Here is a 24,895-nt window from a genome sequence, read left to right as displayed (position 1 = left end):
ATCGGGATCGATCGGGTTACCGTCGGGACATGACGCTCGTGACGTGGAAGGACCTCGTGATCGATGCGGTCGACGCGCCCTCGTCGGCCGAGTTCTGGGCCGAGCGCCTCGGCCTGAGGCGCGAGCTGTTCGACGACGGCGACGACGCGGTGCTGCGGGGCGACGACCCGGGGCAGACGGTCTGGATCAACCCCGTCCCGGAGGAGAAGACGGTCAAGAACCGCGTGCACATCGACGTGCGAGGCTCCCTGGCCGACCAGGGTGGCCTGCGCCGCCTGAGCGAGCCGGGCCAGTTCTCGTGGACGACCTTCGCCGATCCCGAGGGTCACGAGTTCTGCGTGTTCGACAGCGACTCGGTCACGGCGTTCAAGGCCCTCGAGGTCGATGCGGTCGACCACGCCTCGATCGCCGCCTGGTGGGCCGACGTCGTCGGGGGAGACCTCACCCACCACCCCGACCACGGCTACTCCTCGCTCGAGAACGTCCCCGGGATGCCGGGGGAGGGTTTCGACTTCGCCCCGGTCCCCGAGGCCAAGACGGTCAAGAACCGGGTCCACTGGGACGTCGTGCTGCAGCCGGGCGTCACGACCGACGACCTCGTCGCGCGGGGCGCCTCCGTGCTGCGGCCGCCGCTCGACGACGAGCCGTGGACCGTCATGGCCGACCCGGAGGGCAACGAGTTCTGCGTGTTCCCCCCTCGCGAGTGAATTCCCGCCCCCTCGCGAGTGGATTCCCGCCCCTCGGCGAGTGGATTCCCGCCCCTGCAGGGGCGGAAACGCACTCGCGGCGGGGCGGAAACTCACTCCCGGCAGGGCGGAAACTCACTCGCGAGCGGTCGGGAGGAGGAGGTGGGGGCGTGACAGAGTGGTCGCATGGCCCTGGACCTCACCGCTGACGTCGTCGACCTGACCGCCGCCCTCGTCGACCTGCCCTCGGAGAGCCTGCACGAGCAGCAGATCGCCGACGACGTCGAAGCCGCGCTGCGGGCGCTGCCCCACCTGTCGGTCGTGCGCGACGGCCACTCGATCGTCGCGCGCACCGATCTCGGTCACGCCGACCGTGTCGTGATCGCCGGCCACCTCGACACGGTCCCCGTGAACGGCAACCTGCCCTCGCGGCTCGACGGCGACGTCCTCCACGGGCTCGGCACGTGCGACATGAAGGGCGGGGTCGCCGTGGCGCTCAAGCTCGCCGCGTCGGTCCCCGAGCCCACCCGCGACGTCACCTACGTGTTCTACGAGGCCGAGGAGATCGCCGCCGTCCACAACGGCCTCGGCCGCCTGGCCCGCGAGCACCCCGAGTGGCTCGCCGGCGACTTCGCGATCCTCATGGAGCCGTCGCGAGCCGGCGTCGAGGCCGGCTGCCAGGGCACGATGCGCGTCGACATCAGCACGCGGGGCGAACGCGCCCACACGGCGCGCGCCTGGATGGGCTCCAACGCGATCCACGCACTGTCCCCGGTCCTGGCCACGCTCGACGCCTACGTGTCGCGCGAGGTCGAGATCGACGGGCTGACGTACCGCGAGGGGCTCAACGCCGTGGCGATCTCCGGCGGCGTCTCCGGCAACGTCGTGCCCGACGCCGCGACGCTCACGGTCAACTTCCGCTTCGCGCCCGACCGCTCCGAGGAGCAGGCGCTGGCGTTCCTGCACGAGACGTTCGCCGGATTCGACCTCGTCGTGACCGACTCCGCGCCAGGCGCGATGCCCGGACTCTCCCGTCCGGCCGCGGCGGCGTTCGTCGAGGCCGTCGGCGCCGAGGTCGGCCCGAAGTTCGGCTGGACCGACGTCGCCAAGTTCACGCTGCTCGGCGTCCCGGCCGTGAACTACGGCCCCGGCGACCCGATCTTCGCGCACAAGGCCGACGAGCAGGTGCCGGTCGCCGACCTCCGCAGCGTCGAGGACCGTCTCCGCACCTGGCTGACCAGCTAGGCGCGCCGCTCGTCGAGGTCGGCCCGCAGTCGGGCGACCTCGTCCTTGAGGTCGGCGATCGCGGCGAGCATCAGCCCCTCGCCCTCCTCGACCTCGGCGACGATCTCGGCCTTGTCGTCCTCGGACTGACGGTCGAGCGCCTCGACCGCGACCGCGATGAACAGGTTGAGCACGATGTAGGTCGAGATCAGGATGTAGAGGATGAAGAAGACCCACGCCGCAGGGTGCTCGTCGGTGACGGGGCGGATGACGTTGGCCCAGTCGTCGCCGGTCATGACCTGGAACAGGCTCAGGAGCGACGTCGGCAGGTCGCCGAAGTGCTCCGGGTCGGTGCCGCCGAACATGTGGGTCGACATGACGCCGCAGATGTAGACCAGCATCAGCAGCAGGGCGCCGATCGAGGCCATGCCGGGGATCGTGGCCCCGAGGGCCGCCACGACCCGCCGCATCGAGCGCACGGCCGACAGCAGGCGCAGCACGCGCAGGACCCGCAGGACGCGCAGGACCCCGAGGGTGCCGGACGCCGGGACCAGCGCGATGACGACGACGAACAGGTCGAACAGGCTCCATCCGTCCCGGAAGAAGTCGCGACCGTGCGCGAAGATCCGCAGGCCGATCTCGACGACGAAGATGCCGACCGTGACCCACCCGAGCGTCACGACCCAGCGGGCGTCGTCGAGGATCCCGGGCGACGTCTCGACGCCGAGCACGGCAGCGTTGACCACGATCACGGCGATGATGAACCACTGGAAGCGCGAGGAGTCGACCAGCGACCTCACCCGCGCGCGTGCGTCGGACACTCGTGCTCCCCTCGGCGGCCTGGACTCCCGGCGACGAGCAGAAGCGTAGTGGGCGAAAGCCTGTCCGTGGGCAGTGGCACGATCGGGCCGTGAGCGCGATTCCCGGACCCGACGGCCTCCTGCGCTGCCCCTGGGGGGCCGCGCCCGACATGCTGGAGTACCACGACACCGAGTGGGGGCGACCCGTCCACGGCGACGTCGGCCTGTTCGAGCGCCTCACGCTGGAGGCGTTCCAGTCGGGGCTGTCCTGGGCCATCATCCTGCGCAAGCGGCCGGCCTTCCGCGAGGCCTTCGCCGGCTTCGACCCGCACGCCGTCGCCGCCTTCGGCGACGCGGACGTCGAGCGGCTGCTCGCCGACGCCGGCATCGTGCGCAACCGGGCCAAGATCGAGGCCACGCTCGCCAACGCGCGCGCCGTCGTGGCGCTCGACGGTCAGCTCGACGCCCAGATCTGGTCCTTCGCGCAGCCCGAGCGTCCGCGCCCGCGCAGCCTCGCCGACGTCCCCGCGACCACCACCGAGTCGATCGCGCTGGCGAAGCAGCTGAAGTCCCAGGGATTCCGGTTCGTCGGGCCCACCACCGCCTACGCGCTGATGCAGGCCGTGGGCCTGGTCGACGACCACCTCGAGGCCTGCGTCACGGCGCCGGTCTGAGGTCAGCGTCGCACCGGTCACCGGTATGGGCGATAATGGAGGCTCGGACCCGCTGCGACGGCGGGTCCTGCTCGACGAGAGGGGAACTCATGGCGGCCATGAAGCCGCGGACTGGAGACGGTCCGATGGAGGTCACCAAGGAAGGACGCTGCATCGTCATGCGCGTCCCGTTGGAGGGCGGAGGCCGCCTGGTCGTCGAGCTCAACAACGAGGAAGCTGCGACGCTCGGCGACGCCCTCAAAGCAGTGTGATGTTCGGCCTCGCGGTGCGTTGGTCCCTGACCGACGCCCCGGTCGGCACGCTCGAACGCCTTCGCGCCTACGTGGAGGACGAGTCCCTCGCCCGGTTCGCCGGGCTGGACGGGCTCCGGCACAAGACCTGGCGTGCCCGCGAGGGCGAGTGGTTCGAGGGCACGTACGTGTTCGCGTCGGCCGAGGCGCGTGAGGCGTTCCAGCGCGAGTTCACCGCCACGGCGACGACCCAGCCGGGTTCTCGCCTGATCGGCACCCCGCCGATCCTGATCGAGCCCTACGAGGTCGTCGCGGTCGTGCGCGGACCCGCCGGGTTCCGCTCGTCGGCCCGTTTCGAGAACTGACGCGCGCGAGCTGCTGGCTCAGCCGAGCTTCTGGATGGCGAGCAGTCCGTCGCCGACCGGCAGCACGATGGCCCGCAAGGTCTCGTCGTCGCGCACCCGCTGGATGAGGTCGCGCACGGCCGTGGTCTCGGGATCGCGCTGCGCCGGGTCGGCCACGCGGTCGTGCCACAGGGCGTTGTCGAAGCAGATCAGGCCGCCGGGTCGGACCAGCCGGATCGCCTCGTCGAGGTACTCGCCGTACTCGACCTTGTCGCCGTCGAGGAAGGCCAGGTCGTAGTTGCCGTCCGCCAGTCGCGACATGACGTCGAGCGCTGCGCCAGCGATCAGGCGGAACCGCTGCGACGGGACACCGGCGAGTCCGAAGACCTCGCGGGCGTGACGCTGGTGCTCGGCCTCGAGGTCGACCGACGTCAGCACCGCGTCGGGCGCGGCGCGCAGGATCCACAAGCCGGAGACGCCCGTGCCCGTGCCGATCTCGACGACGGCCTTGGCGCCCACCGCGGCGGCGAGGAAGGCGAGCGTGGCGGCGCCACCGGCACCGATGGGGACGACGCCGACGACCGAGGCGCGCTGCCGGGCCTCGGCGAGGACGGCGTCCTCGCGGGGGTACTGCTCCGCGTACGCCAGGCTCGCTGCGTTGATCATGTTGTCGTCACCGGCCACGTCGTCAGCGTAGTGCGGCCCGACCTGCAGACCCCGGCGGCGCGCGGGAGAATGGGACGACTTCGACCGCTTCAGGTGCTTGGGGAACCGTCAGCGCGCGCTGGGCGTTCTCTCAGCAAGAACCGACACGATCAGTCCATGACCAGCGACAGGAACCCCGTGACTACTCTCCAGGTGAGTGCTGAGGCTGCGGCCGAGCCGCACCCCTCGCTGGAGTGGGACGACATCGTCGCCGAGCACTCCGCGCGGGTGTACCGCCTCGCGCTGCGTCTGACGGGCAACCCGCACGACGCGGAGGACCTCACGCAGGACGTGTTCGTCCGCGTGTTCCGCTCGCTCGACACCTACGAGCCGGGCAACTTCCCGGGCTGGCTCCACCGCATCACCACCAACCTGTTCCTCGACCGCGCGCGTCGCGCCACCCGGATCCGCATGGACCGCTTCGCCGACGGCGCCGAGGAGCGCCTGCTGGCGCGCGACCTGCGCCCGGAGGAGTCGGTGCACGACGCCGGGTTCGACCCCGACATCGAGCAGGCCCTGCAGTCGCTGCCGGAGGACTTCCGGGTCGTCGTCGTGCTGTGCGACGTCGAGGGCCTGACGTACGAGGAGATCGCCGACGTCCTGGGCATCAAGCTCGGCACCGTGCGGTCGCGCATCCACCGTGGCCGCACCCAGCTGCGGGCCGCGCTCGCCCACCGTGCGCCCAGCCGTGGCCGGACCCGGGTCTGGGGACCGGTCTCGATCGGATGACCCATCTCGGTGCCGATGTCGCGGCCTTCGTCGACGGGCAGCTCTCGCCCGCACGGGAGTCAGCCGCGCGTCGTCACCTGGACGAGTGCGAGCGGTGTCGCGAGCTCGTCGTGCAGCAGGAGCAGCTCAAGCGCCGGATGGCGTCGGGAGCCCGGGCCGGCGTCCCGCCCCACCTCGCTGCGGCCCTGGCAGCCGTCGCCGCCGATCCGGGTGAGCCCGATCCGCGGGGTCGGCAGGCGCTGCAGCGGTCGCTCGGCGTCGTCGTCGCCCTGATGGGATCCTCGGCCGCGGTGCTGCTGCTGGCCTACGTACTGGCGCCGCCGCTGCCGACCACGGCCGATCCCGTCAGTCCCGACTTCGACGCCTACGCCGCAGAGTTCCTGCAGGAGGCCGCGAGCCAGCGCGCGCCCGACATCGTCGCGGCCTCGGCCCCCGTCGGCGGCGACGACACCCTCTCCACCGCCGAGCTGGACGAGCTCGACGCCGACGGCTGGCCGTGCCACATGACGCTCGCGGGCGACCTTGAGCGGGTCGAGGGGCGTCTGGTCGGCGACGCGGAGGTCTCGCTGCGCTATTCCGGCGAGCACGTGCAGCTGCAGCTCATCGAGCAGATCGGCTCCCTCGAGCCGTCGGCGATGACCGGGTTCCAGCTCCGCACCGTCGCCGGGTCCGACGTGTGGGTCCGCGACGGGATCCCCACGGTCGCCGCCTGGGAGGCCGACGGCATCGTCTACACCGTCGTCACCGACGCGTCCGCCGAGCGCATCGCGCAGGTCGTCGGCCAGCTGCCCTCGACCCCCACCCGCTCGACCGTCGAGCGCATCGAGGACGGCCTGCACCGCATGACCTCCTGGGTCTCCGCCGCCTGACCACGAGGCTCCGCGATCGCGCTGCCCCGGTCACGCACGGGGAACGATGCAAAGAGGCAGCCCGGGCTACCGGGATGCATCATCGGCGGTCACCGGAGGGCGATCGTCAGGTGGCCTCGGCGTCGAAGGGGGGCTTCTCGCCGGGGCGCAGGGCCCGGGACGTCACGGCCTTGGCCGCGGTCCCGCCCGAGAGCAGCGGTTCGTCGAGGAACGTGCGACGCACGGCCTCGCGCGGGTCGAGGTCGCGCAGCTGCAGGCCGGAGAGGTCCTGACCGATCTCGCGCCCGAGGTCGTTCTTGGCGTTGTCAGCCATCTGCTTGACGGTACGGACGAAGCCGCCGGCCTGCTTGGCCAGCTCGGGAAGGCGCTCGGGCCCGAAGACGAGCATGGCCACGACCAGGATCACGCCGATCTCGGCCCAACCCATCCCGAACACGGAAGGTCCTAGAGCCGGCCGGCGGGGGTCAGACCCAGCTGCATGCCGGCCAGGCCGCGCGAACGCCCGCTGAGCCGGTCGGCCGCCGCCTGCAGGACGACCGCCGCGGTCGAGCCGGGGTCGGCCACGACGATGGGGTGACCGTCGTCGCCGCCGACGCGGAGGCGCTCGTCGAGCGGCACCTCGGCCAGGAGCGGGACGTCGTGCCCGAGGCGCTCGGCCAGGGTCGAGGCGACCTGCTGGCCGCCGCCCTCGCCGAAGACCTGCATGCGCTCGCCCGTGGGGAGCTCCAGGTACGACATGTTCTCGACGACGCCCACGACACGCTGGTGCAGCATCGAGGCCATCGTGCCGGCGCGCTCGGCGACCTGCGCCGCCGCCTGCTGCGGGGTCGTCACGACGACGACCTCGGCGTTGGAGAGGTGCTGGCCGATGCTGATGGCCATGTCGCCCGTGCCCGGGGGCAGGTCGAGCAGGAGGGCGTCGAGGTCGCCCCAGTAGACGTCGCTGAGCATCTGCACCAGCGCGCGGTCGAGCATCGGGCCGCGCCAGGCGACGACCTGGTCCTTGCGGGGCTTCAGCATGCCGATGCTGATGACCTTGATGTCCGGCGCCGCGATGGCCTCGGGGTGGTTGCCCAAGGTGGTGACGGGAACGGGGACCGGCATGATCATGTCGTCGACCTGGGTCGGACGGTGGTCGCCGACGCCCATGAGGTCGGGGATCGAGTGGCCGTAGATGTCGGCGTCGAGGATGCCGACCTTGAGCCCGCGCAGCGCCATGGCGGCCGCGAGGTTGACCGTGACCGAGGACTTGCCGACCCCGCCCTTGCCCGACGCGATCGCGTAGACGCGGGTCAGGTTGCCGGGCTGCGTGAAGGGGATCTCCTTCTCGGCGGCGCCGCCCCGGAGCATCTCGCGCATCGAGGCGCGCTGCTCGTCGGTCATGACGCCCATGTCGACGTGGACCAGGTGAGCGGGTGCCACGCCGGCGACCGCGTTGGTGACGTCACGCGTCAGCGTGTCCTTCAGCGGACACCCGGCGACGGTCAGGAGCAGGCGCACCGTGATGGCGGTGTCCTCGATCGTGACGGTGTCGACCATCCCGAGCTCGGTGATGGGACGCTTGATCTCGGGGTCGTTGACGCGCGTGAGCGCTTCGCGGACCTGCTCCTCGGTGACGACGGCCATGCCCTCCATCGTACGGGGGACCGCTGTGCGACCGAGGTGAGTCCAGCCTCAGTCGGATGTGGAGCGCTTGTCCTTCTTCGGCTTGTCGCGTCGCTCGGCGTCGTCGGAGGGGTCCAGCGCCTCCACGAGACCGCGGAGCTCGCTGCGCAGGAAGTCGCGGGTGGCGACCTCCCCGAGACCCAGACGCAGGCTCGCGACCTCGCGGGCGAGGAACTCCATGTCGGCGTGCGACTGGGCGTCGGCGTCACGGTCCTGCTGCTGCTGGACGCGGTCGCGGGCCTCCTGGCGGTTCTGCGCCAGCAGGATCAGGGGAGCGGCGTAGGAGGCCTGCAGCGACAGGATCAGGGTCAGGAAGATGAAGGGGTACGGGTCCCACTGGGCCTTCTCCGGACCGACGACGTTCCAGACCAGCCACACGATGATGAAGACCGTCATCCCGGCCAGGAACGTGGCGGTGCCCATGAAGCGGGCGAACGACTCGGCGAACCGGCCGAAGCGCTCGGTGTCGAAGTCGGTGCGCGGGCGCCAGCCGCGACGGCGGTCGCGCGGCTGGTCGAGGCGGCTCTGGCGGTCGGCGTCGCGCCGGGACTGCTCAGCCATGACGCACCGCCTCGGTCGAGGACTCGCGCCAGCCCTCGGGCAGCAGGTGGTCCAGGACGTCGTCGATCGTGACCGCGCCCACGAGGTGCTTGGACTCGTCGATCACGGGCAGCGCCACGAGGTTGTAGGCGGCCAGGAGGCTCGAGACGTCGGCGAGCGACGACTCGGGGCGCGGCCACTCGATGTCGTCGTCGACGATCGCGCTGACGAGGGTCGAGGGGGGATGGCGCAGCAGGGCCTGGAGGTGCACGACCCCCAGGAACCGTCCCGTCGGGGTCTCCACCGGCGGTCGGCAGACGTAGACCATCGACGCGAGCGCCGGGATCAGGTCGGGCTCGCGCACCCGGGCGAGGGCCTCGGCGATCGTGGCGTCGGGGGCCAGGACGACGGGGTCGGTCGTCATCATCGAGCCGGCCGTGCCCTCCTCGTAGGTCAGCAGGCGGCGCATGTCCTCGGCGTCCTCGGGCTCCATGCGCGCCAGGAGCTGCTCGGCCGTGGCCGGCGGGAGGGAACCGAGGAGGTCGGCCGCGTCGTCGTCGTTCATCTCGCTGACGACGTCCGCGGCACGCTCGGGGTCGAGTACGCCGAGGATCTCGACCTGGGCGCTAGCGGGCAGCTCCTCGAGTACGTCGGCCAGGCGCTCGTCGCCGAGCTCGGAGGCGATCTCGAGACGGCGCTTGGGCGTGAGCTCCAGGACAGCGTTCGCCAGGTCGACGGCGCGCATCTCGTCCATGGTCTTGAGCAGGTGCTGCGCGCCCTGCACGGAGTCCTCGTCGGCGAGCCCGACGACCTCCGACCACTCCGGCGTGTGGGCCGTGCCGCGGCGGCCGAATCGCTTGCCGGCCTCCTGCACCGCGACGTGGGTCAGGTGCCAGTCGCGGCGCGTGTCCATCTCCATCGCGAGGTCGAAGACCGTGCCGGGCACGTCGCCCGCGATCGTGACCTGGCGGTCGAACAGCTCGTGCACCGCCAGCGTCTCGTGCTTGCGCTGCTCGAAGCGACGCATGTTGACGACACCGGTCGTGATGATCTGGCCGCCGTCGAGCGACGTGACGCGGGTGATCGGCAGGAAGACGCGCCGCCGGCCGAGGACCTCGACGACGATCCCGAGCACGCGCGGGCGACGTCCGGTCGAGCGCACGGTCACCACGACGTCGCGCAGCTTGCCCACACGGTCGCCGGCCGGGTCGAAGACCGGCTGGCCGACGATGCGCGACAGGAAGATGCGTCCGGGCATGGTGCTCACGTCAGCACCCTACCGGCGGGCTCAGGCTTCAGGCGGGCGCTGCGGAGCGGCGTCGGCCCGAGCGGCGGGTCGCGGTCTCGCTCGCCGCGGCAGGCGTGTGGGCACCCGTCTCCTGCGCCTCGAGCGAGCTGATGAACTCGCCGATCTCACCGATCGCGGCGCGGCCCTCCGGCACCCACGAGGCGGCAGCCTGGAAGACGTGGACCTGACGGTCCCAGACCGTGAGGTCGCACGGCACACCGGCTGCGACGAGGCGGTTCGCCATGAGCTCGGCATCGGCCAGGAGGATCTCGCGCGAGCCGACGTGGATCAGCGTCGGCGGCATGTCGGCCAGCGGCATGTCGACGGGGTTGGTACGTCGCCCGGAGACCCCGCGCCGCGCGTCGAGGCGGTCAGTGACGTCGGTCAGCTTGGCCACGGCTCGCATCGAGAAGGTCTGGCAGCGGTGCGCGTTGCGGTGGGCCGCCTTGCCCGCAGGGTCGAAGTCGAGCAGGGGGGAGAGGGCCACGACGCCGGCGGGGCGTCCAAGGCCGGCATCCATCGCGGCACGGGCGATCGCGAACGCCAGGTAGCCCCCCGCCGAGTCGCCCGCGATCGTGACGTCCTCGATGCGGTGCCCCTGGGCCAGCAGCCAGTGCAGGCCCTCCAGGCCGTCGGCGATCGACTCGGTGATGGGCTCGTACGGCATCTGCCGGTACCCGACGTTGAGTGCCGGTGAGCCTGCGGCCGAGGAGATGCGGGAGACGAGGCGGCGGTGGGTGTTCAGGCCGCAGGTCAGGAAGGCCCCGCCGTGCATGTACAGGATCGCGCCGCCCCGGCCCGGTGCGTCGGGGACGTCGGCGCCCATGACGTACTCGGCGCGGCAGTGCGGCAGGTCGACCGTGCGCCAGCGCGTGCCCTCGGGGGCCGGCAGCAGGCGCGCAGCGTGCTCGAGGAGGTTGGGCGGGAAGACGTCGAACGGCAGGCGCGCCCACGTGTCGAGGAGCGGTCGCACGGTGTGCTTGAGCCCGAAGGCCAGCAGCTGAGACGGCACGCTGGCACCAGAGCGGAACTGAGCGTCCGCGGCTACCGTGAGGTGGCTTCCCATCTTGACTCCCCTTCGGGTCACTGGCCGACTCCCAACGGCTCTCGAGAATTCACGAGAACGTGACCTGTTGTGACTTGCTTCACATTCGCTCGTTAGCGTACGCGACATCCGATTCACCTGCGCGAGGAACCCACCATGCCGTTCATGCCGCCGACCGACTCGATGTTCCTCCTCGCCGAGTCGCGCGAGCACCCGATGCACGTCGGCGGGCTCCAGCTGTTCGAGCCGCCGGCGGACGCGGGCCCCGACTTCGTGCGCGACCTGCTGGAGCAGTTCCGCAGCAGCGACGCCGTGAACTCGCTGTTCCGCAAGCGCCCGGCCGAGCCGGTCGGGGCCGTCGGCAGCACGTGGTGGACGCACGACGAGACGATCGACTTCGACTACCACGTGCGGCACTCGGCCCTGCCGGAGCCGCGGCGCGTCCGCGAGCTGCTGCAGGCGACGTCGCTGTGGCACAGCTCGCTGCTCGACCGGCACCGTCCGCTGTGGGAGTGCCACGTCGTGGAGGGCCTGCAGGACGGCCGGTTCGCGGTCTACAACAAGGTCCACCACTCGATGATCGACGGCGTCTCGGCGATCCGGCTGATGCAGCGCTCGCTCAGCACCGATCCCGACCAGGACGACTGCCTGCCCCCGTGGCTGCAGCCCGAGCGCAGCAGCACCCGGTCCGGTGGCGGAGGGGGTGGGTTCGCCCCGCTCTCGATGGCGAAGTCCTTCGCGAGCGCCGCGGCGGACGTCGCGGGCGACCTGGCCGGGCTGCTGCCCGCCTCGGCCCGCATCGCCGCCGAGGCGATCGGCTCCAACGACCTGACCCTGCCGCGGGCGCCCCGGACGATGTTCAACGTGCCGATCGGCGGCGCGCGGCGCTTCGCGGCGCAGTCGTGGGAGATCGAGCGGATCCGGCGGGTCGCCAAGTCGTCGGCCACGACGATGAACGACGTCGTGCTGGCGATGGTCTCCGGAGCGCTGCGGGAGTACCTGGTCGAGAACAACGCGCTGCCCGACGAGCCCATGACCGCGATGGTCCCGGTCTCCCTCTCGCTGCGCGCCGGTGACGACGACGGCACCGGCGGGAACCAGGTCGGCGTGATCATCGTCAACCTCGCGACGGACCGGGAGAGCGGGTCGACGCGTCTGGAGGAGATCGCGCACTCCTCGCGCCAGGCCAAGCGGATCCTCGGCGACCTGTCGCCGACCCAGATCCTGGCGTTCTCGGCCCTGCAGATGCTGCCGCTGGCGTTCACGCCGATCCCGGGGTTCGTGAAGTACACGCACCCGCCGTTCAACGTGATCGTCTCGAACGTGCCGGGCCCGAGCGAGGAGATGTACTTCAACGGTGCCCGCCTCGACGGCATGTACCCCGTCTCGATCGCCCTCGACGGCCAGGCCATCAACATCACGCTGACGAGCCGCGCCGGTCACATCGACGTCGGCATCATCGGCTGCCGCCGCACCGTGCCGCACCTGCAGCGGCTCCTGCTGCACCTCGAGAGCTCGCTCGCCGAGCTCGAGGCCTCGTGGGGGTAGGGAGCCGCGTGGTCGCGGTACCTCCTTCGAGGCTCGTACCTCGCACCTCAGGGGGCGGGAACGCCTCCGGGCCCTGAGGTGCGACGAGGAACGAGGAGCCTCGAAGGGCGCACCTCAGGGGGCGGGAACGCCTCCGGGCCCTGAGGTGCGACGAGGAACGAGGAGCCTCGAAGGGCGTGCGGTGACCACCTGCGGTGGGATCAGCGGGCCTCGTAGGCGGTGACGACCTCGTCCGTGGGGCCGTCCATCACGAGGCTGCCGCGCTCGATCCAGATCGTGCGGCTGCACGTGTCGCGGATCGACTTCATCGAGTGGCTGACGAGGAACACCGTGCCGGCGTCGTCGCGGATCTCGCGGATGCGGCCCTCGCTCTTGGCGCGGAAGCCCTTGTCGCCGACCGCGAGCGCCTCGTCGACGATCAGGATGTCGTGGTCGCGCGCCGTCGCGATCGCGAACTTCAGGCGCGCGGTCATGCCGGAGGAGTACGTCCGCATCGGCAGGTCGATGAACTCCTCCAGGCCGGCGAACGCGACGATGTCGTCGTGGCGGGCCTCGATCTCCTCGCGCGAGAACCCCAGGGCCAGGCCGCCGAGGACGATGTTCCGCGAGCCCGACAGCTCCTTGACGAGCGCGGCGCCGACCCCCAGCAGGCTCGGTCGGCCCGCCGCCTGCACCGATCCGCGCGTGGCCGGGGTCAACCCGACGATCGCGCGCATGAGCGTGGACTTGCCGGAGCCGTTCGCGCCGATCACGCCGACGCTGTCGCCCTCGTACGCCGTGAAGCTGATGCCGCGGAGCGCGTGCACCGTGCGGGTCGTGCGACCGCGGTGCAGCAGGCCTCCCCGGACGTCGCGGGCCCCGGCGCGCTTGCCGGTCGTGAGCACCCGGTACTCGACGTGCAGGTCGTCGACCACGACGACGGGCCGGCGCCCGTGCGGGTCAGTCGGTCCGGCCATAGCGTTCCTCGGCGGCCCAGAAGAAGACGATCCCGACCAGCAGCACGCCGACCGACCACACTGCGGCGTACAGCCAGAACTCCGGGGGAGCCTCGAAGGCCGGGTCGTCCAGCAGCAGGCCCCGGGCCAGGGTCAGGAACTCGTGCAGCGGCACGAAGGACGCGATGCGCAGGACCAGCGGGTCGTCGGCGAACCGCTGCTCGATGCTGAAGAAGATCCCCGTCGTGTAGAACGTGATCCGCGTGATGAACGGCAGCAGGTTGTTCAGGTCGCGCACGTGCACCGTGAGCCGTGCCGCGATCAGCGCGAGCCCGGTGTTGAAGGCGAAGAACAGCGCCGTGAGCGGCAGCAGCAGCAGCCACTCCGGGCCCACGGGGTGGCCGAACGCGGCCACGACGACGACCATGATCGCGAGCATCGGCACGAACTGCAGCAGGCGCTGCACCACGACCGCGATCGGCAGCGCCATGCGCGGGAACGCGAGGCTCTGCACCAGGGCGGTGTTCGCCGTGATCGACTTCGCGCCGCTCGTGAACGAGGTCGCGAAGAACTCGAACAGGAACACCCCGATGATGAGGAACTCGACGAAGTGGGGCGGCCTGCCGCTCGCCAGCAGGACGCCGAAGATCGTCCCGTAGAGGCCCGCGTTGAGCAGCGGCTTGAGCACGACCCAGGCCATCCCCAGGCGGTTCTGCTGGTTCTCGGCCTCGATGCGGAACCGGGCGAGCGCGTAGATGAACGAGCGTCGCTGCCACACCTGACGCAGGTACGTCGGCAGCGGTGGACGACCGCCGACCAGGGTCAGCGGGACCTGCCCGGTTCGCGTTGCTGGCGCGATCGCGTCCGGGTCGGTGGTCACCACGTCACCGGACGCTAGGGGCTCCGGTCAAACGCTCGGCGACCAGATGATGGCCTGTTCCTGAACGGCGATCCGTTCCAGGTGCGCCTGCTCCCCGCCGCGCACCAGCACGAGGGAGCCGCCGCCCAGGCAGGCGGCCACGAGCAGGCGGGCGTCACGGGCCACGTCGCCCTCGCCGACGACCAGGCGCCGCGAGTCCGGCGTCAGCGACAGCAGGTCGGCGTGGGTGGCGCTGAGCCCGGGCAGGTCGACCGCGTCGTCCTGCAGCACCGGGGCGTCGACGCCCAGGTAGACGTCGGGGTGCCCGGGCACCTCGGCGCCCAGGTCCCAGAAGCCCTCGGGCGGGGTCGGGAACCGGACCCCGAACGGGAGCAGGGCCGAGGCCACGCGCTCGGGCTCGTCGGCGGCGAGGTCGGGACCCGTCACGGCGATCTGGGCGTCGTCGTCGGTCACGACCGCCCCGACCTGCCAGGCGGACAGCAGCCAGACCGCGCGCAGCCAGTGGGTCGGCAGGCCGATCCGCAGGCGCGTCCCGATCTCGGCGTCGAGCTCTCCGATCAGGAAGTTGCCCGTCTTGGCGACCCAGTTGGCGGTCGTGACGCCGCTCAGCTCGACGCGCTCGCCCGTGTCGGCGTCGTAGTACGTGACGAGCGGCGACGCCGGGCTCGCGACCCGGGCCGCCAGGTCGACCAGGCTCGTGGTGGGCCTCATCGGGGCGTCGTGACGGCGCGCAGGACCTCGGCGACACCGGCCTCGGTCACGTCGACGAACCGGGCCTCGGGAACGCGCTTCGCGATCGCGTCGATCGCGTGGCGGACGACGGCGTCGGAGCCGACGACGGCGACGGTCGTCTGCTCGGAGGCCTGCACCGCCTCGACGACCTGGTCGGTGACCGACCAGGTCAGCGCGACGACCTGGGGCTCCGGCGACTCGCCGACCGGCAGGGCGGCCCGGTACTCGTCGTGGTGCACGGCCCGTGAGCCCGACTCCTCGTCGGTCACGACGTAGCGCATCTCGCCACGGTCGTCACTCAGCGGCAGCAGCGTGAACGGCAGCCCGCGGCGCTCCGCGAGGGCAGCGACGGCGGTCGTCATGGTGAAGTCCGCGTGCAGCAGCTCGGTGCGCATGATCCGCAGGGCGATCTCGTCGTCGTGGGCCCGCTGCCAGGCGGCCCCGAACGCCAGCTCCTCGAGCGCGCGGGCGACGCCGTAGGTCGGTTCGTGGGCGGGGTCGGACAGGAAGGCGTCGACGTCGGGGGAGCGCTTGAGGCCGTCGGCCCACGAGTCACGGGTCGTCGGGGCGACGACCGTGAGCTCGCACCGACCGGCCAGCTCCCGCGCCAGGCCGGTACCGGCCGCACCGGACAGCAGGACGAGTTGCATGAGGATCATCGTGCCGTAATCACAGGGCGACACGCCGTCGAGGGGCCTGATCTTGGACTTTCGGCTTGACGTGTGGCAGTTGAGCGACTGTAATCACATGCATGTCATTCGATCTGGGCCTTCCGGTGGGCGACACCGAAGAACTCCTGTGGCAGGAGCGCGCCTTGTGCGCCCAGACCGATCCGGAGGCCTTCTTTCCCGAGAAGGGCGGATCGACACGTGAGGCGAAGCGGGTCTGTCTGACCTGCGACGTCCGCGGCGACTGCCTGGACTACGCGCTCCAGCACGACGAGCGCTTCGGCATCTGGGGCGGTCTGTCCGAGCGCGAGAGGCGCAAGCTCAAGAAGCGCGCCTGAGACGCCGGTCACGGAGCCCGCGCCGGGTCCCGTGACGCCCGGAGGTCGCTACCCACGTGACCGGTAGTGTCGACGCTCGTGGACGACGAGCAGCAGGCACCGACGTGGCGGAGCAGTCCACCCACCGTCGCCGCGGTCCTCGTCTCGCACGACGGCGCCACCTGGCTGCCCAAGGTCCTCTCCTCGCTCGCCGGTCTGAGTCATGCCCCGACCGCCTGGCACTCGGTCGACGTCAGCTCGACCGACGGCTCCGCCGAGCTCCTGCGCCGATCGTTCGGCGCCGAGCGCATCACGTACGCGCCGGCCGGAACCGGCTTCGGCCAAGCGGTCCGGCTCGGTCTGTCCGAGCTGCCGCGCACCGACTGGATCTGGCTCCTGCACGACGACGTGACCGTCACACCGGGCACGCTCGCGGGCCTGCTCGACGAGGCGACCCGCGCCCCGGACGTCGGCATCGTCGGCCCCAAGATCCGCGAGTGGCCGTCGCTGCGTCGCCTCCTGGAGGTCGGCCTGACGATCTCCGGCACCGCCTCGCGCGAGACCGGGCTCGAGACGGGTGAGCCGGACGCCGGCCAGCACGACTGGGCCGAGGACGTCCTGGCGGTCAACACCGCGGGGATGCTCGTGCGCCGCGACGTCTGGGACGAGCTGGGTGGCCTCGACCCCGAGCTGCCCCTGTTCGCCGACGACCTCGACCTGGGTTGGCGCGCCAACCGGGCGGGCCACCGGGTCCGCACCGCACCGGCCGCCGTCGTCTTCCACGCCGAGGCCAGCCGCCGGCGCGTGCGCGAGCGCTCCGCCGGCGACCCGCCGCACTTCGAGCGTCGTCGCGCCGAGATGTTCACGGTGCTCGCCAACGTCTCGACCCGGCGGTTCGCCTGGCAGTACGTCCGCCTGTTCTTCGGCACCCTGCTGCGCTTCCTCGGTCAGCTGGTCGAGCGCTACCCCGAGGGCGCGGCCGACGAGCTCCTGGCCCTGCGGTCGATCTACCTGCACCCGGGCCGGCTCAAGCGCGCCCGGCAGTGGCGCCAGCGGACGGCGCGCGTGCCGCACGAGGACATCGCGCACCTCTTCCCGCCGTGGTGGCTGCCGTACCAGCACACCTGGGACACCCTCGTCGAGACGGTGCGCGCGATGGTGCGCCCCGAGACCGTCGAGACGGTCGGGCGGCGGACCTACTACGAGGACACCGAGGACGGCGAGGAGATCGAGCTCGACGCCGGCCCCTCGATCTGGCGGCGCCGCCCCTGGCTGACCGCGACCGTGCTGTTCACGATCGTCGCCCTCCTGGCCGGCCGCCAGCTCCTGCCGGGACTCTCCGGCGGTGCCCTGCTGCCGGCCCCGTCGACCGCCGGCGGTTGGTGGGAGCTCGTGCTGCGCGGTGCGGACGACATCGGACTCCCGACCCTGGCGACCGCGCCTCCGTACGTGCTGCTGCTGGCGCTGGCCGCGGTCCCCGTGTGGTTCGCGCCGGAGCTGCTCGTGTGGGCCCTGCTCGTGCTCGCGCCGGTCCTGGCAGGCCTGACGGCGCACCGGCTGGCCCGCCTCGTCAGCAGCAACCGGCCCGCTCGCATCACCTTCGCGATCTCGTACGGCCTGGTCGTCGCGGCCGGGGGAGCGATCGACCAGGGCCGGCTCGGCACGGTCGTCGGCCTCGTCGTCGCGCCGATCATCGTCAACGTCGTGCTGCAGCTCGTGGCCGTCCCGCACTGGCAGACGGCCCTGCGACTCGGCATCTGGACCTCGGTCGCGGCCGCGTTCGCCCCGCTGGTCCTGTCGATGACCGTCATCGGTCTCGTCCTGGTGCTCGTCGCGCGCCGCAGGCACGAGGAGCTCGGGGCGCTCGCCCGACAGCTGGCGCTCTCGGCGGGCGTCGCCGTCGTCCTGCTCGGCCCGTGGCTCGTGCAGCGGGCGCTGAACCCCTGGCGCGTGTTCTGGGACGCGGGTCTCGCGATCTCCGCCGACCCGTCGCTCCCGTCCGCCGTGCTCGGCGGCTGGTCCGGCCCGGGCTCCGCGCCTGGCTGGATCGGGATCACGGCGGTCCTGGTCGGCATCCTGGCGCTGCTGCCCGCGCTGACGCGCGACGAGGTGCGCTGGGCCTGGGTCGTCGGGCTCGTCGGCCTGGCCACGGCCGTCCTCGGGTACGCCGTCACGTACGGCACGCCGAGCGGCGCGTCGGGTCTCGTGCCCACGCTGGCCCTGCCGTCCGGCATCTTCCTCGGCGCGATGCTCGGCGCCGCGCTGCTGGCTGCGGAGGAGCTGGAGTTCCTGCCGCGCCGCCTGACGATCGGTCTGGTCGTCCTGGCCCTGGTGTTCCCCGCGTTGGCAGGCCTGCACTGGGTCGTGCGGGGCTCCCACGACCCGCTGCACGACGGCACGGTCGGTGTCGTGCCGGCCTACCTGGTCGACCGCGAGGGCTCGACCCTGGTCGTGCGCGGCGACCTCGAGGGCGGGGTCACGTACGTCATCGTGCGCGGTGCTGGTGAGGACCTCGGCGAGGAGGCGATGGCGCGCTCGTCCCAGACCGCCGACGACGTCCGCACCGCCGTCGACCGGTTGCTGTCCGCGCCGTCCGCCGACGACGTGCAGACGCTGCTCGACGCGGGCATCACCGCGGTCTACCTGCCGGATGCCGACGAGCAGCTCGCCTCCCGGGTCGACGCCGCCCCCTCGATGCAGCCGTCGGGCAGCGAGAGCCCCACCTCGCGGGTCTGGACGATCGAGGGTCAGGTCGGCGACACGACCCCCGAGACCACGTGGTGGCGCATCGGCCTCGGACTCGTGCAGACCCTCACGTGGCTGCTCGCGCTCGTGCTGACCGCGCCGGTGCGCCGTCGCCCCGAGCCGGAGCCGTTCGCCGACGAGGTCGAGGACGACGACGTGAACGGGGTGCTCGCATGAGCCGGCGCAGGTCGGCGAGGCCGAGCGTCGGACCGGAGACCCTGAAGGTGCTGACCTTCCCCCTCGTCGGCGTGCTGCTGGTCGCGCTGGGCGTCGTCGTCGGTCCGGCCGGCAGCGACACGACCGGCCCGCGCGAGGTCCCGATCGTGTCGTCGGTCGCCGCCTGCCCCGTGGCGGGTGGACTGACGGCGTCGGCCGGTCAGGTGGAGGCCGGCACGTCGTCGGTCGTCACCACCACCACGGGCGAGGAGAGCACCGACGCAGAGCTGGACCCCGCGGTGTGGTCGCCGAGCGCCGCGACGGGTGACGCGGCCGTGGTCCGCCAGGACGGGTCCGGTGGCGGCGTCGCCTATGCGGCCGGCCGGTTGTCGGCGGGCGGTGGGCTCGTCGTGACCGAGTGCCCCCGCGTCTCCGACGAGACCTGGTACCTCGGCGCCGGCACGACCGCACGTCACTCCTCGGCGCTCGTGTTGACCAACGTCGCCGACGTCGTCGGCAGCGTCGACGTGCAGCTCTGGGGGCCCGCGGGTCCGATCGACGCGGTCGGCGAGACCGGCATCGTGGTCGAGCCGGGGGAGACGCGGAGCGTCAACGTCAGCGACCTCGCGGTCGGCGCCGACGAGGTGGCGATCCGCGTGGTGCGCACGCGCGGCGCCGTGACGACGGCCCTGATGGACACGTCGTCCGCGGTCCTGGCGGGTTCGGAGATCCTGCCCAGCTCGGGCGAGCCGACGACCGAGTCGGTCCTGCCCGGCATCGCTGCGGCGGGCACCCGCACCCTCCTGCTCGCCAACCCCGGCACGACGGCCGCGACCGCGACGGTCCGCCAGGCCGGAGCGGAGGCCGACTTCGTGCCGGAGGGGCTCGACGCCGTCGCCGTCCCCGCGGGGTCCGTGGTGTCGGTCCCGCTCCCGCAGGCGTCCGGCACCGACGCCACGGCGTTCCGCGTGCAGTCCGACCTGCCGGTGCTCTCGACCGTCCGGGTCACCCCCTCGGCGCAGGACTTCGCCTACGCGACGGCCGTCCCGGCCTGGACGGGGCCGGTCGTGGTCCCCGTGGCCACCGGTGCCGGCGCCGTGCGCCCGGTGCTGCAGCTCCTGGCCGACGACGAGACCGCCGAGGTCACGGTCGAGGCGTTCGACGCCGCGATGACCTCGGTCGGCTCCACGACCGTCGAGGTCGGCTCGATGGTGCTGGGTCAGGTCGACCTCGCCGACCCGGAGGCCTTCGGCTCGCCCGACGTCGCCTACGTCGTGCTCACCTCCGACGCGCCGGTCCACGGCACGGCTGTCTACCGCGTCGAGAACCTGCTCGCGCTGCTCGGCCTCGTCGAGGCGCCTGTCGACGCCCTCGGCCCCGCCGTCCGCCCCGGGTTCTAGGCCCCGCCCAGATGTGTCGACTTTGGCCCCATTTCGGGCGCCAGAATGGGACCAAAGTCGCCATATCTCGATGGCCGCAACATGTGGTCACTCCGGTCACGAATGTGGCCCGAAATCGTGACCGGAGTGACCACATCGTGCAGGCGCGGGGGTGAGGTGACCGTCGGTGGCCGCTCGCGGTCCATGCCGCTTGTCGGTTGGTGCCGGGAGCGGTCACGTACCGGGAGGTTTCGAGGCTCGCGCCGCAGGCGGCACTCGCACCTCAACCACCGGGGAACGCCCCCTATCGCGGGTCCAGCGACTCCGGGGGGACGTGCCAGACCTGGGCGAGACCGTGGAGGACGGCGTCCCAGATGGCGTGCTCCAGGTCGGCGCGGGTCTCGCACCCGCTCGCGAGCGGCAGGCGGTAGAGGACGAGCCGGGCCGGCGTGAGGTGCTCCGCGACGACGCTGGTCGGCACGCGCTCGTCCCACTCCGGCGGGAGGAGCGGGGCCTCCTCCACGACGACGTCGACGTCGTCGGTCTCGCGGACGAAGTGGGGCTCGAGCGCCGCGAGGACGTCGGCCACGAGCCGGTCGAACGCGTCGCGCGGGGCCCGGTGCAGCGGGACGCTCGCGGGGGAGAGGGGACCGGGCAGCGCCAGGGGGCCCCGGGCGCCACGACCTCGGCGGTCACGCAGGCGGCCGGGCCGCGGGCCGGTCACGACCGGCTCGAGTCCTGGTCCGACGAAGCGTCGTGCGTCGCGCGGTGAGGTGCCCACGCAGCGATGGTAGCCACGCTGCGAGTCTGACCACGGTGGACGCGAGCGGGAGGTAGTCTCGCCCGGGTGAGTGTCCGCCGTTGCACCCGAGCCGCCTGCCCCGCTGCAGCGGTCGCCACGCTCACCTACGTCTACGCCGACCAGACGGCCGTGATCGGTCCTCTGGCCACGGCCGCGGAGCCCCACACGTACGACCTGTGCGTCGACCACGCCGCGCGCCTGTCGGTGCCGCAGGGCTGGAACGTCATCCGACTGGCGATCGACTCCGGCACGGCCGAGCCGTCCCGGGACGATCTCCTGGCCCTGGCGGACGCCGTGCGCGAGGCCGGCCGCGACGTCCGATCGGGTCCGCAGCAGCCGGGCCCGCCGGGGCTCAGCAGCGTCCCCCCGCGCGACCACTAGGCTCGCCGCATGCATCCCCGCTTCGCTGCCGTGACGAAGGCGTACGACGTCCGAGGCACGACCCCTGACCAGCTGGACGCCACCCTCGCCCTGGCCTTCGGTCGCGCCTACTCCGACGAGGTCGGCACCAGCGACGGCGGCGGCACGGTGGTCGTCGGCCACGACATGCGCGACACCTCGCCCGAGCTGGCCGGCGCCATCGCCGACGGCGTCCGCGCGCAGGGCGGTGACGTCGTGCTGATCGGCCTCGCCTCGACCGACATGCTGTACGCCGCCTCGGGCGTGCTCGACCTGCCGGGCGTCATGGTCACGGCCAGCCACAACCCGGCCGGCTACAACGGGTTCAAGGTCTGCCGTGCCGGCGCGCGACCCATCGGCCTCGACACGGGCCTGGCGACCATCGCCGAGGCCGCGAGCGACCTCCTCGACCAGCCGGCGGGTGCGCTGCGCGGCACCCTGACCGAGCGCGACTTCCTCGAGGACTACGCGGCCCTGGTCGTCTCGCTCGCGCCGGTCTCCGGTCGCCGCCTGAAGGTCGTCGTCGACGCGGGCAACGGCATGGCCGGGCACACCGCCAGCGCCGTCCTGGACCAGATCGACGCCGAGGTGCTCCCGCTGTACTTCGAGCTCGACGGCACCTTCCCGAACCACGAGGCCAACCCGCTCGACACCTCGACCCTCGTCGACCTGCAGGCCGCGGTGCGTGAGCACGGCGCCGACCTGGGCCTGGCGTTCGACGGCGACGCCGACCGCTGCTTCGTCGTCGACGAGACCGGCGAGCCCGTCGCGCCGTCCGCGATCACGGCCCTCATCGGCACCCGCTACCTCGCGCAGCAGCCCGGCTCGACGATCCTGCACAACGTCATCTGCTCCAAGGCGGTCCCGGAGATCGTCACCGAGCACGGCGGCACGGCGGTGCGCACGCCCGTCGGCCACTCGCTGATCAAGGCCGAGATGGCGCGCACCGACGCCGTCTTCGGGGGCGAGCACTCCGGGCACTTCTACTTCCGCGACTTCTACCTGGCCGATTCCGGCATGCTCGCCGCGCTGCACGTCATGGGCGCGCTGGCCGAGACCGACGGAACGGTCTCGGAGCTCATGCAGAGCTTCACGCGCTACGCGGCGTCGGGTGAGATCAACAGCACCGTCACCGACGCCGCCGAGGTCATCGACCGTCTCGTGCAGCAGTACGGCGACCTCGACCAGGACCGTCTCGACGGCCTGACCGTCACGGCCGACACCTGGTGGTTCAACGTCCGCGCCTCCAACACCGAGCCGCTGCTGCGTCTCAACGTCGAGGGCGACGACGAGGCCACGATGGCGAAGGTCCGCGACGAGGTGCTCGACCTCATCCGGAGGTAGTCATGCCCGACCGCAGCCCCGAGATCTACTTCGACGAGGCCGACGACGCCAGCGAGCTCGTCAAGGCCCTCACGGCCGAGGGCTACGCCGCCGACCTGCGGCGCGAGCCGTTCGCCGGCGAGGACGACGCCGAGGACCATGCCTGGGCGCTCACCGTGTCGCCGTTCGACGCCCGCGTGGTCGAGATGGTCGACGTCTACGGCGGGTGGATGCCGGGCGACGAGCGCCTTCCGGCCGACGGCGCGGCGCCGGAGCTGCCCGACGGGCCCAAGAGGCTCAAGCGCGAGTGACCGGGGGGAGTGGTCCCCATGTCGCGCGGTGGACTCCGCGCTGCCCGGATGGTCCGTTCGGGCTAGTCTGCTGGCCATGACTTCCCAGCCCTATCCGCCGCAGCAGCCGCAGCCGCAGCCGCAGTACCAGCAGCCGCAGTACCAGCCGGCTCCCGGTGCCCCGGCCCAGGTCACCAACCCCTTCTCCGGACTCCCGCTCGTCGACGTCCTGCGCGACGTCGCGGCGCTCGTGCTCCTCGTCACGGCGTTGTTCTACGACTGGAACTTCGACGGCGGCATCAACAGCGGTGCCGAGCTCTGGTTCGTCGACGTGGTCACCGGACTCGCCGTCATCTCGCTCGTCGCGACCTACCTGTGGAAGCTGGGCGTCTTCGGCCAGGCGTGGAACCCGCGCACGAACGGGCTGATCCGGCTGATCGCCGGAGCGTTGTACTTCGTCGTGATCCTGGTCGTCGTGATCCTCGACCTCGCGGACGATCGGGCGGTCGGCATCGGTGTGGCGATCGGCCTGTTCGCCGCGCTCCTGGTGGCGCAGCCGCGCAAGCACGAGCTGCCGCCGGCCTCGCTCGCGCCGAGCGACAAGATCTGGGTCTACGTCACGGGCGGCCTCGTCGCGCTGTCGGCGCTGTTCGCGCTGATCAGCTCGCTGGTGTTCATCGGTGACCTCAACGACCTCGGTGCCGAGGCGCCGGAGATCATCGTCTACGTCATCGCAGCGATCGTCTACACGGCGCTGCTCGCCTACGGAGCGGTCCAGGCCCTGCTCTCCAAGCCGGCGGGTATCGCCCTGATCGCAGGCTTCGGCCTGCTGGTCCTCGTGCTGGGCATCCTGCACATCGACGGCCAGAACGCCTCGCAGCTCACGGGCTTCGTGACCCTCCTCGGTGGCTTCGAGTCCTTCCACGGTCCGGGCTTCGGTGCGTTCCTCCTGGTCGGCGCAGCTGCTGCCGCGCTCTCGCCGGGCGCCTCGCGCGCCACGGGCGGCGCCACGCACCCGATCTCGCTGTCGGGCGCGGCCAAGACCGGCTTCCTGCTGCTCGCGCTCGCCTCGCTGCTGCACGTGCTCGGCGCGATCTTCATCGGCATCCTGGCCGACGACTTCGGTGCTCCGGTCATCGTGACGTTGATCCTGTCGGTGCTCGGTGCCGTCGTCGCGGTGTTCGGGTTCGTCACGACCTCGTCGACCGGATCCAAGCTGCTCCCGCTGGTCGCCGCCGGTGTGTGGGCGCTGCTCGTGACGATCCTCGCGATCATCATCGCGATCATCGACGAGGGCTCGGCCGGCTTCCTGAACCTGAACGGCGGGCCGCAGGGCCTCTCGGCCGACACGTGGCTCGGTGCGATCCTGGCCGCTGCCGTGATCGCCCTGGCTATCACCGGCGTCGCCCCGATCACGGGCGTGTTCAAGAAGGCCGTCGCCAACGCTCAGGCCGGCGGTCCGGCCGTCGGTGCGCCGCTGCCGGGTGCTCCGGCTCCGACCGCGCCGATCGTCTCGGCTCCGGCCCCGGCGCCCGCTCCGGCCTACCAGGCTCCGGCCGCGCCCGCCCCGGCTGCTCCGGCTCCCGAGGCTGCGGCCCCGGCTCCGGAGGCTCCTGCCCAGGAAGCTCCGGCGCAGGAGGCTGCTGCACCGACCCCGACGCAGGTGATCCCGGTCGGCGAGGCCCTGACCGAGCAGGTCGCGGTCGACCCGATCGTGCAGCGCGCCTCGGACCCGACGATCTCGCAGGCCGAGCTCGCCGACCTGGTGCAGAACCACCCGCAGGCTCGCGCGGCGGCCGCCGCCAACCCGCAGGCCTACCCGGGCATGCTCGAGTGGCTCGGCCAGCTGGGCGACCCGGAGGTCGACGCCGCGCTCGCGCAGCGTCCGCAGGCCTGACACCTGCCGAACGCCAGGACCCCCG

27 protein-coding genes are annotated in these 24,895 nt (G+C 72.1%); 15 read left to right on the top strand and 12 right to left on the bottom strand.

Annotated features, from left to right (window positions below; translation table 11 throughout):
• Nucleotides 1–29: 29 nt before the first annotated feature.
• A complete protein-coding gene (locus ABD127_RS17455) occupies nt 30–707 on the top strand; it encodes a VOC family protein (RefSeq protein ID WP_344203863.1) in 678 nt (225 codons plus the stop codon).
• A gap of 165 nt (nt 708–872) precedes the next feature.
• Complete coding sequence (dapE, locus tag ABD127_RS17450; protein WP_344203862.1) at nt 873–1,931, top strand: succinyl-diaminopimelate desuccinylase; 1,059 nt, start codon at nt 873–875, stop codon at nt 1,929–1,931.
• Here the strand turns inward: dapE and ABD127_RS17445 are convergent.
• Nucleotides 1,928–2,731 carry an ion transporter gene (locus ABD127_RS17445; RefSeq protein WP_344203861.1) on the bottom strand — a complete coding sequence of 268 codons (804 nt, stop codon included), beginning with the start codon at nt 2,729–2,731 and terminating at the stop codon, nt 1,928–1,930. The two genes, dapE and ABD127_RS17445, sit on opposite strands and share 4 nt — an antisense overlap.
• 89 nt (nt 2,732–2,820) lie before the next feature.
• On the opposite strand from ABD127_RS17445, the gene ABD127_RS17440 reads away from it, so the two are divergent.
• The 3 genes from ABD127_RS17440 (at nt 2,821) to ABD127_RS17430 (ending at nt 3,979) form a co-directional block, all read left to right on the top strand.
• Nucleotides 2,821–3,384, top strand: coding sequence for a DNA-3-methyladenine glycosylase I (locus ABD127_RS17440; protein ID WP_344203860.1), 564 nt, complete (start codon nt 2,821–2,823; stop codon nt 3,382–3,384).
• Between the two features lie 89 nt (nt 3,385–3,473).
• Nucleotides 3,474–3,635 (top strand): DUF3117 domain-containing protein, encoded by a 162-nt coding sequence (locus ABD127_RS17435; RefSeq protein ID WP_019145023.1) that lies wholly within the window; start codon nt 3,474–3,476, stop codon nt 3,633–3,635.
• Nucleotides 3,635–3,979: a hypothetical protein gene (locus ABD127_RS17430; protein WP_344203857.1), complete on the top strand. Its 345-nt coding sequence runs from the start codon at nt 3,635–3,637 to the stop codon at nt 3,977–3,979. Before ABD127_RS17435 ends, ABD127_RS17430 begins: the two co-directional genes overlap by 1 nt.
• A gap of 18 nt (nt 3,980–3,997) precedes the next feature.
• Here ABD127_RS17430 and ABD127_RS17425 read toward each other — a convergent pair whose 3' ends face one another.
• Nucleotides 3,998–4,642 carry an O-methyltransferase gene (locus tag ABD127_RS17425; RefSeq protein WP_344203856.1) on the bottom strand — a complete coding sequence of 215 codons (645 nt, stop codon included), beginning with the start codon at nt 4,640–4,642 and terminating at the stop codon, nt 3,998–4,000.
• A gap of 138 nt (nt 4,643–4,780) precedes the next feature.
• On the opposite strand from ABD127_RS17425, the gene sigE reads away from it, so the two are divergent.
• Nucleotides 4,781–5,392, top strand: a complete 612-nt coding sequence (gene sigE / locus ABD127_RS17420) for an RNA polymerase sigma factor SigE (protein ID WP_344203855.1) — start codon at nt 4,781–4,783, stop codon at nt 5,390–5,392.
• Nucleotides 5,389–6,261 carry an anti-sigma factor family protein gene (locus ABD127_RS17415; RefSeq protein WP_344203854.1) on the top strand — a complete coding sequence of 291 codons (873 nt, stop codon included), beginning with the start codon at nt 5,389–5,391 and terminating at the stop codon, nt 6,259–6,261. The genes sigE and ABD127_RS17415 overlap by 4 nt, the downstream gene beginning before the upstream one ends.
• A 106-nt stretch (nt 6,262–6,367) precedes the next feature.
• On the opposite strand, the gene ABD127_RS17410 is transcribed toward ABD127_RS17415, so the two are convergent.
• Genes ABD127_RS17410 through ABD127_RS17390 form a run of 5 tightly spaced genes read right to left on the bottom strand, consistent with a single transcriptional unit; the run spans nt 6,368 to nt 10,766 of the window.
• Nucleotides 6,368–6,688 carry a sec-independent translocase gene (locus ABD127_RS17410; protein WP_344204246.1) on the bottom strand — a complete coding sequence of 107 codons (321 nt, stop codon included), beginning with the start codon at nt 6,686–6,688 and terminating at the stop codon, nt 6,368–6,370.
• 17 nt (nt 6,689–6,705) lie between these two features.
• Nucleotides 6,706–7,887 carry an Mrp/NBP35 family ATP-binding protein gene (locus ABD127_RS17405; RefSeq protein ID WP_344203852.1) on the bottom strand — a complete coding sequence of 394 codons (1,182 nt, stop codon included), beginning with the start codon at nt 7,885–7,887 and terminating at the stop codon, nt 6,706–6,708.
• A gap of 48 nt (nt 7,888–7,935) precedes the next feature.
• On the bottom strand, nt 7,936–8,487 hold the full coding sequence (locus tag ABD127_RS17400; protein WP_344203850.1) for a DUF1003 domain-containing protein: 552 nt from the start codon (nt 8,485–8,487) through the stop codon (nt 7,936–7,938).
• A complete protein-coding gene (locus ABD127_RS17395) occupies nt 8,480–9,724 on the bottom strand; it encodes a magnesium transporter MgtE N-terminal domain-containing protein (RefSeq protein ID WP_344204244.1) in 1,245 nt (414 codons plus the stop codon). The genes ABD127_RS17400 and ABD127_RS17395 overlap by 8 nt, the downstream gene beginning before the upstream one ends.
• Before the next feature lie 37 nt (nt 9,725–9,761).
• Nucleotides 9,762–10,766, bottom strand: a complete 1,005-nt coding sequence (locus tag ABD127_RS17390) for an alpha/beta hydrolase (RefSeq protein ID WP_344203848.1) — start codon at nt 10,764–10,766, stop codon at nt 9,762–9,764.
• A 189-nt stretch (nt 10,767–10,955) separates the two neighbouring features.
• Here ABD127_RS17390 and ABD127_RS17385 point away from each other — a divergent pair, with 189 nt between their 5' ends.
• Nucleotides 10,956–12,347 carry a WS/DGAT/MGAT family O-acyltransferase gene (locus ABD127_RS17385; protein ID WP_344203846.1) on the top strand — a complete coding sequence of 464 codons (1,392 nt, stop codon included), beginning with the start codon at nt 10,956–10,958 and terminating at the stop codon, nt 12,345–12,347.
• A 200-nt stretch (nt 12,348–12,547) separates the two neighbouring features.
• On the opposite strand, the gene ABD127_RS17380 is transcribed toward ABD127_RS17385, so the two are convergent.
• Genes ABD127_RS17380 through ABD127_RS17365 form a run of 4 tightly spaced genes read right to left on the bottom strand, consistent with a single transcriptional unit; the run spans nt 12,548 to nt 15,544 of the window.
• A complete protein-coding gene (locus ABD127_RS17380) occupies nt 12,548–13,303 on the bottom strand; it encodes an ABC transporter ATP-binding protein (protein WP_344203844.1) in 756 nt (251 codons plus the stop codon).
• Nucleotides 13,287–14,165 (bottom strand): ABC transporter permease, encoded by an 879-nt coding sequence (locus tag ABD127_RS17375; protein ID WP_344203843.1) that lies wholly within the window; start codon nt 14,163–14,165, stop codon nt 13,287–13,289. Before ABD127_RS17375 ends, ABD127_RS17380 begins: the two co-directional genes overlap by 17 nt.
• A 24-nt stretch (nt 14,166–14,189) precedes the next feature.
• A complete protein-coding gene (locus ABD127_RS17370) occupies nt 14,190–14,873 on the bottom strand; it encodes a TIGR03089 family protein (RefSeq protein ID WP_344203841.1) in 684 nt (227 codons plus the stop codon).
• Nucleotides 14,870–15,544 carry a 2-phospho-L-lactate transferase CofD family protein gene (locus ABD127_RS17365; RefSeq protein ID WP_344203840.1) on the bottom strand — a complete coding sequence of 225 codons (675 nt, stop codon included), beginning with the start codon at nt 15,542–15,544 and terminating at the stop codon, nt 14,870–14,872. Before ABD127_RS17365 ends, ABD127_RS17370 begins: the two co-directional genes overlap by 4 nt.
• 101 nt (nt 15,545–15,645) lie before the next feature.
• Here ABD127_RS17365 and ABD127_RS17360 point away from each other — a divergent pair, with 101 nt between their 5' ends.
• From ABD127_RS17360 to ABD127_RS17350, 3 genes are all read left to right on the top strand, one after another.
• On the top strand, nt 15,646–15,900 hold the full coding sequence (locus ABD127_RS17360; protein ID WP_344203839.1) for a WhiB family transcriptional regulator: 255 nt from the start codon (nt 15,646–15,648) through the stop codon (nt 15,898–15,900).
• A gap of 66 nt (nt 15,901–15,966) precedes the next feature.
• Nucleotides 15,967–18,801 carry a glycosyltransferase gene (locus ABD127_RS17355; RefSeq protein WP_344203836.1) on the top strand — a complete coding sequence of 945 codons (2,835 nt, stop codon included), beginning with the start codon at nt 15,967–15,969 and terminating at the stop codon, nt 18,799–18,801.
• Nucleotides 18,798–20,180: a DUF5719 family protein gene (locus tag ABD127_RS17350; RefSeq protein WP_344203835.1), complete on the top strand. Its 1,383-nt coding sequence runs from the start codon at nt 18,798–18,800 to the stop codon at nt 20,178–20,180. Before ABD127_RS17355 ends, ABD127_RS17350 begins: the two co-directional genes overlap by 4 nt.
• A 283-nt stretch (nt 20,181–20,463) precedes the next feature.
• Here ABD127_RS17350 and ABD127_RS17345 read toward each other — a convergent pair whose 3' ends face one another.
• Nucleotides 20,464–20,940: a metallopeptidase family protein gene (locus ABD127_RS17345; RefSeq protein WP_344203834.1), complete on the bottom strand. Its 477-nt coding sequence runs from the start codon at nt 20,938–20,940 to the stop codon at nt 20,464–20,466.
• Between the two features lie 66 nt (nt 20,941–21,006).
• Between ABD127_RS17345 and ABD127_RS17340 the strand changes: the two genes are divergently transcribed.
• From ABD127_RS17340 to ABD127_RS17325, 4 genes are all read left to right on the top strand, one after another.
• Complete coding sequence (locus ABD127_RS17340) at nt 21,007–21,342, top strand: DUF3499 domain-containing protein (RefSeq protein WP_344203833.1); 336 nt, start codon at nt 21,007–21,009, stop codon at nt 21,340–21,342.
• A gap of 9 nt (nt 21,343–21,351) precedes the next feature.
• The gene (locus tag ABD127_RS17335) at nt 21,352–22,704 is read left to right on the top strand and encodes a phosphomannomutase/phosphoglucomutase (RefSeq protein ID WP_344203832.1); all 1,353 of its coding nucleotides are present in this window, start codon (nt 21,352–21,354) and stop codon (nt 22,702–22,704) included.
• A 2-nt stretch (nt 22,705–22,706) separates the two neighbouring features.
• Entirely contained in the window at nt 22,707–22,994 is a 288-nt protein-coding gene (locus ABD127_RS17330; RefSeq protein ID WP_344203831.1) for a hypothetical protein, read from the top strand.
• 76 nt (nt 22,995–23,070) lie between these two features.
• Nucleotides 23,071–24,870, top strand: a complete 1,800-nt coding sequence (locus tag ABD127_RS17325; RefSeq protein WP_344203830.1) for a DUF7937 domain-containing protein — start codon at nt 23,071–23,073, stop codon at nt 24,868–24,870.
• Nucleotides 24,871–24,895 lie beyond the last annotated feature (25 nt).

The sequence above is a fragment of the Aeromicrobium alkaliterrae genome, assembly GCF_039529015.1.
In the GTDB taxonomy this organism is placed as follows: domain Bacteria; phylum Actinomycetota; class Actinomycetes; order Propionibacteriales; family Nocardioidaceae; genus Aeromicrobium; species Aeromicrobium alkaliterrae.
Note: the sequence above shows the minus strand (reverse complement) of the source record. Positions and strands in the feature narration are given on the sequence as shown.

Coding starts and splice junctions, on each gene's coding strand:
- ABD127_RS17455 (WP_344203863.1), top strand. CDS start 30: ATGACGCTCGTGACGTGGAAGGACCTCGTGATCGATGCGGTCGACGCG.
- dapE (WP_344203862.1), top strand. CDS start 873: ATGGCCCTGGACCTCACCGCTGACGTCGTCGACCTGACCGCCGCCCTC.
- ABD127_RS17435 (WP_019145023.1), top strand. CDS start 3,474: ATGGCGGCCATGAAGCCGCGGACTGGAGACGGTCCGATGGAGGTCACC.
- ABD127_RS17430 (WP_344203857.1), top strand. CDS start 3,635: ATGTTCGGCCTCGCGGTGCGTTGGTCCCTGACCGACGCCCCGGTCGGC.
- sigE (WP_344203855.1), top strand. CDS start 4,781: ATGACCAGCGACAGGAACCCCGTGACTACTCTCCAGGTGAGTGCTGAG.
- ABD127_RS17415 (WP_344203854.1), top strand. CDS start 5,389: ATGACCCATCTCGGTGCCGATGTCGCGGCCTTCGTCGACGGGCAGCTC.
- ABD127_RS17410 (WP_344204246.1), bottom strand. CDS start 6,688: ATGGGTTGGGCCGAGATCGGCGTGATCCTGGTCGTGGCCATGCTCGTC.
- ABD127_RS17405 (WP_344203852.1), bottom strand. CDS start 7,887: ATGGCCGTCGTCACCGAGGAGCAGGTCCGCGAAGCGCTCACGCGCGTC.
- ABD127_RS17400 (WP_344203850.1), bottom strand. CDS start 8,487: ATGGCTGAGCAGTCCCGGCGCGACGCCGACCGCCAGAGCCGCCTCGAC.
- ABD127_RS17395 (WP_344204244.1), bottom strand. CDS start 9,724: ATGCCCGGACGCATCTTCCTGTCGCGCATCGTCGGCCAGCCGGTCTTC.
- ABD127_RS17385 (WP_344203846.1), top strand. CDS start 10,956: ATGCCGTTCATGCCGCCGACCGACTCGATGTTCCTCCTCGCCGAGTCG.
- ABD127_RS17380 (WP_344203844.1), bottom strand. CDS start 13,303: ATGGCCGGACCGACTGACCCGCACGGGCGCCGGCCCGTCGTCGTGGTC.
- ABD127_RS17370 (WP_344203841.1), bottom strand. CDS start 14,873: ATGAGGCCCACCACGAGCCTGGTCGACCTGGCGGCCCGGGTCGCGAGC.
- ABD127_RS17365 (WP_344203840.1), bottom strand. CDS start 15,544: ATGCAACTCGTCCTGCTGTCCGGTGCGGCCGGTACCGGCCTGGCGCGG.
- ABD127_RS17360 (WP_344203839.1), top strand. CDS start 15,646: ATGTCATTCGATCTGGGCCTTCCGGTGGGCGACACCGAAGAACTCCTG.
- ABD127_RS17350 (WP_344203835.1), top strand. CDS start 18,798: ATGAGCCGGCGCAGGTCGGCGAGGCCGAGCGTCGGACCGGAGACCCTG.
- ABD127_RS17335 (WP_344203832.1), top strand. CDS start 21,352: ATGCATCCCCGCTTCGCTGCCGTGACGAAGGCGTACGACGTCCGAGGC.
- ABD127_RS17330 (WP_344203831.1), top strand. CDS start 22,707: ATGCCCGACCGCAGCCCCGAGATCTACTTCGACGAGGCCGACGACGCC.
- ABD127_RS17325 (WP_344203830.1), top strand. CDS start 23,071: ATGACTTCCCAGCCCTATCCGCCGCAGCAGCCGCAGCCGCAGCCGCAG.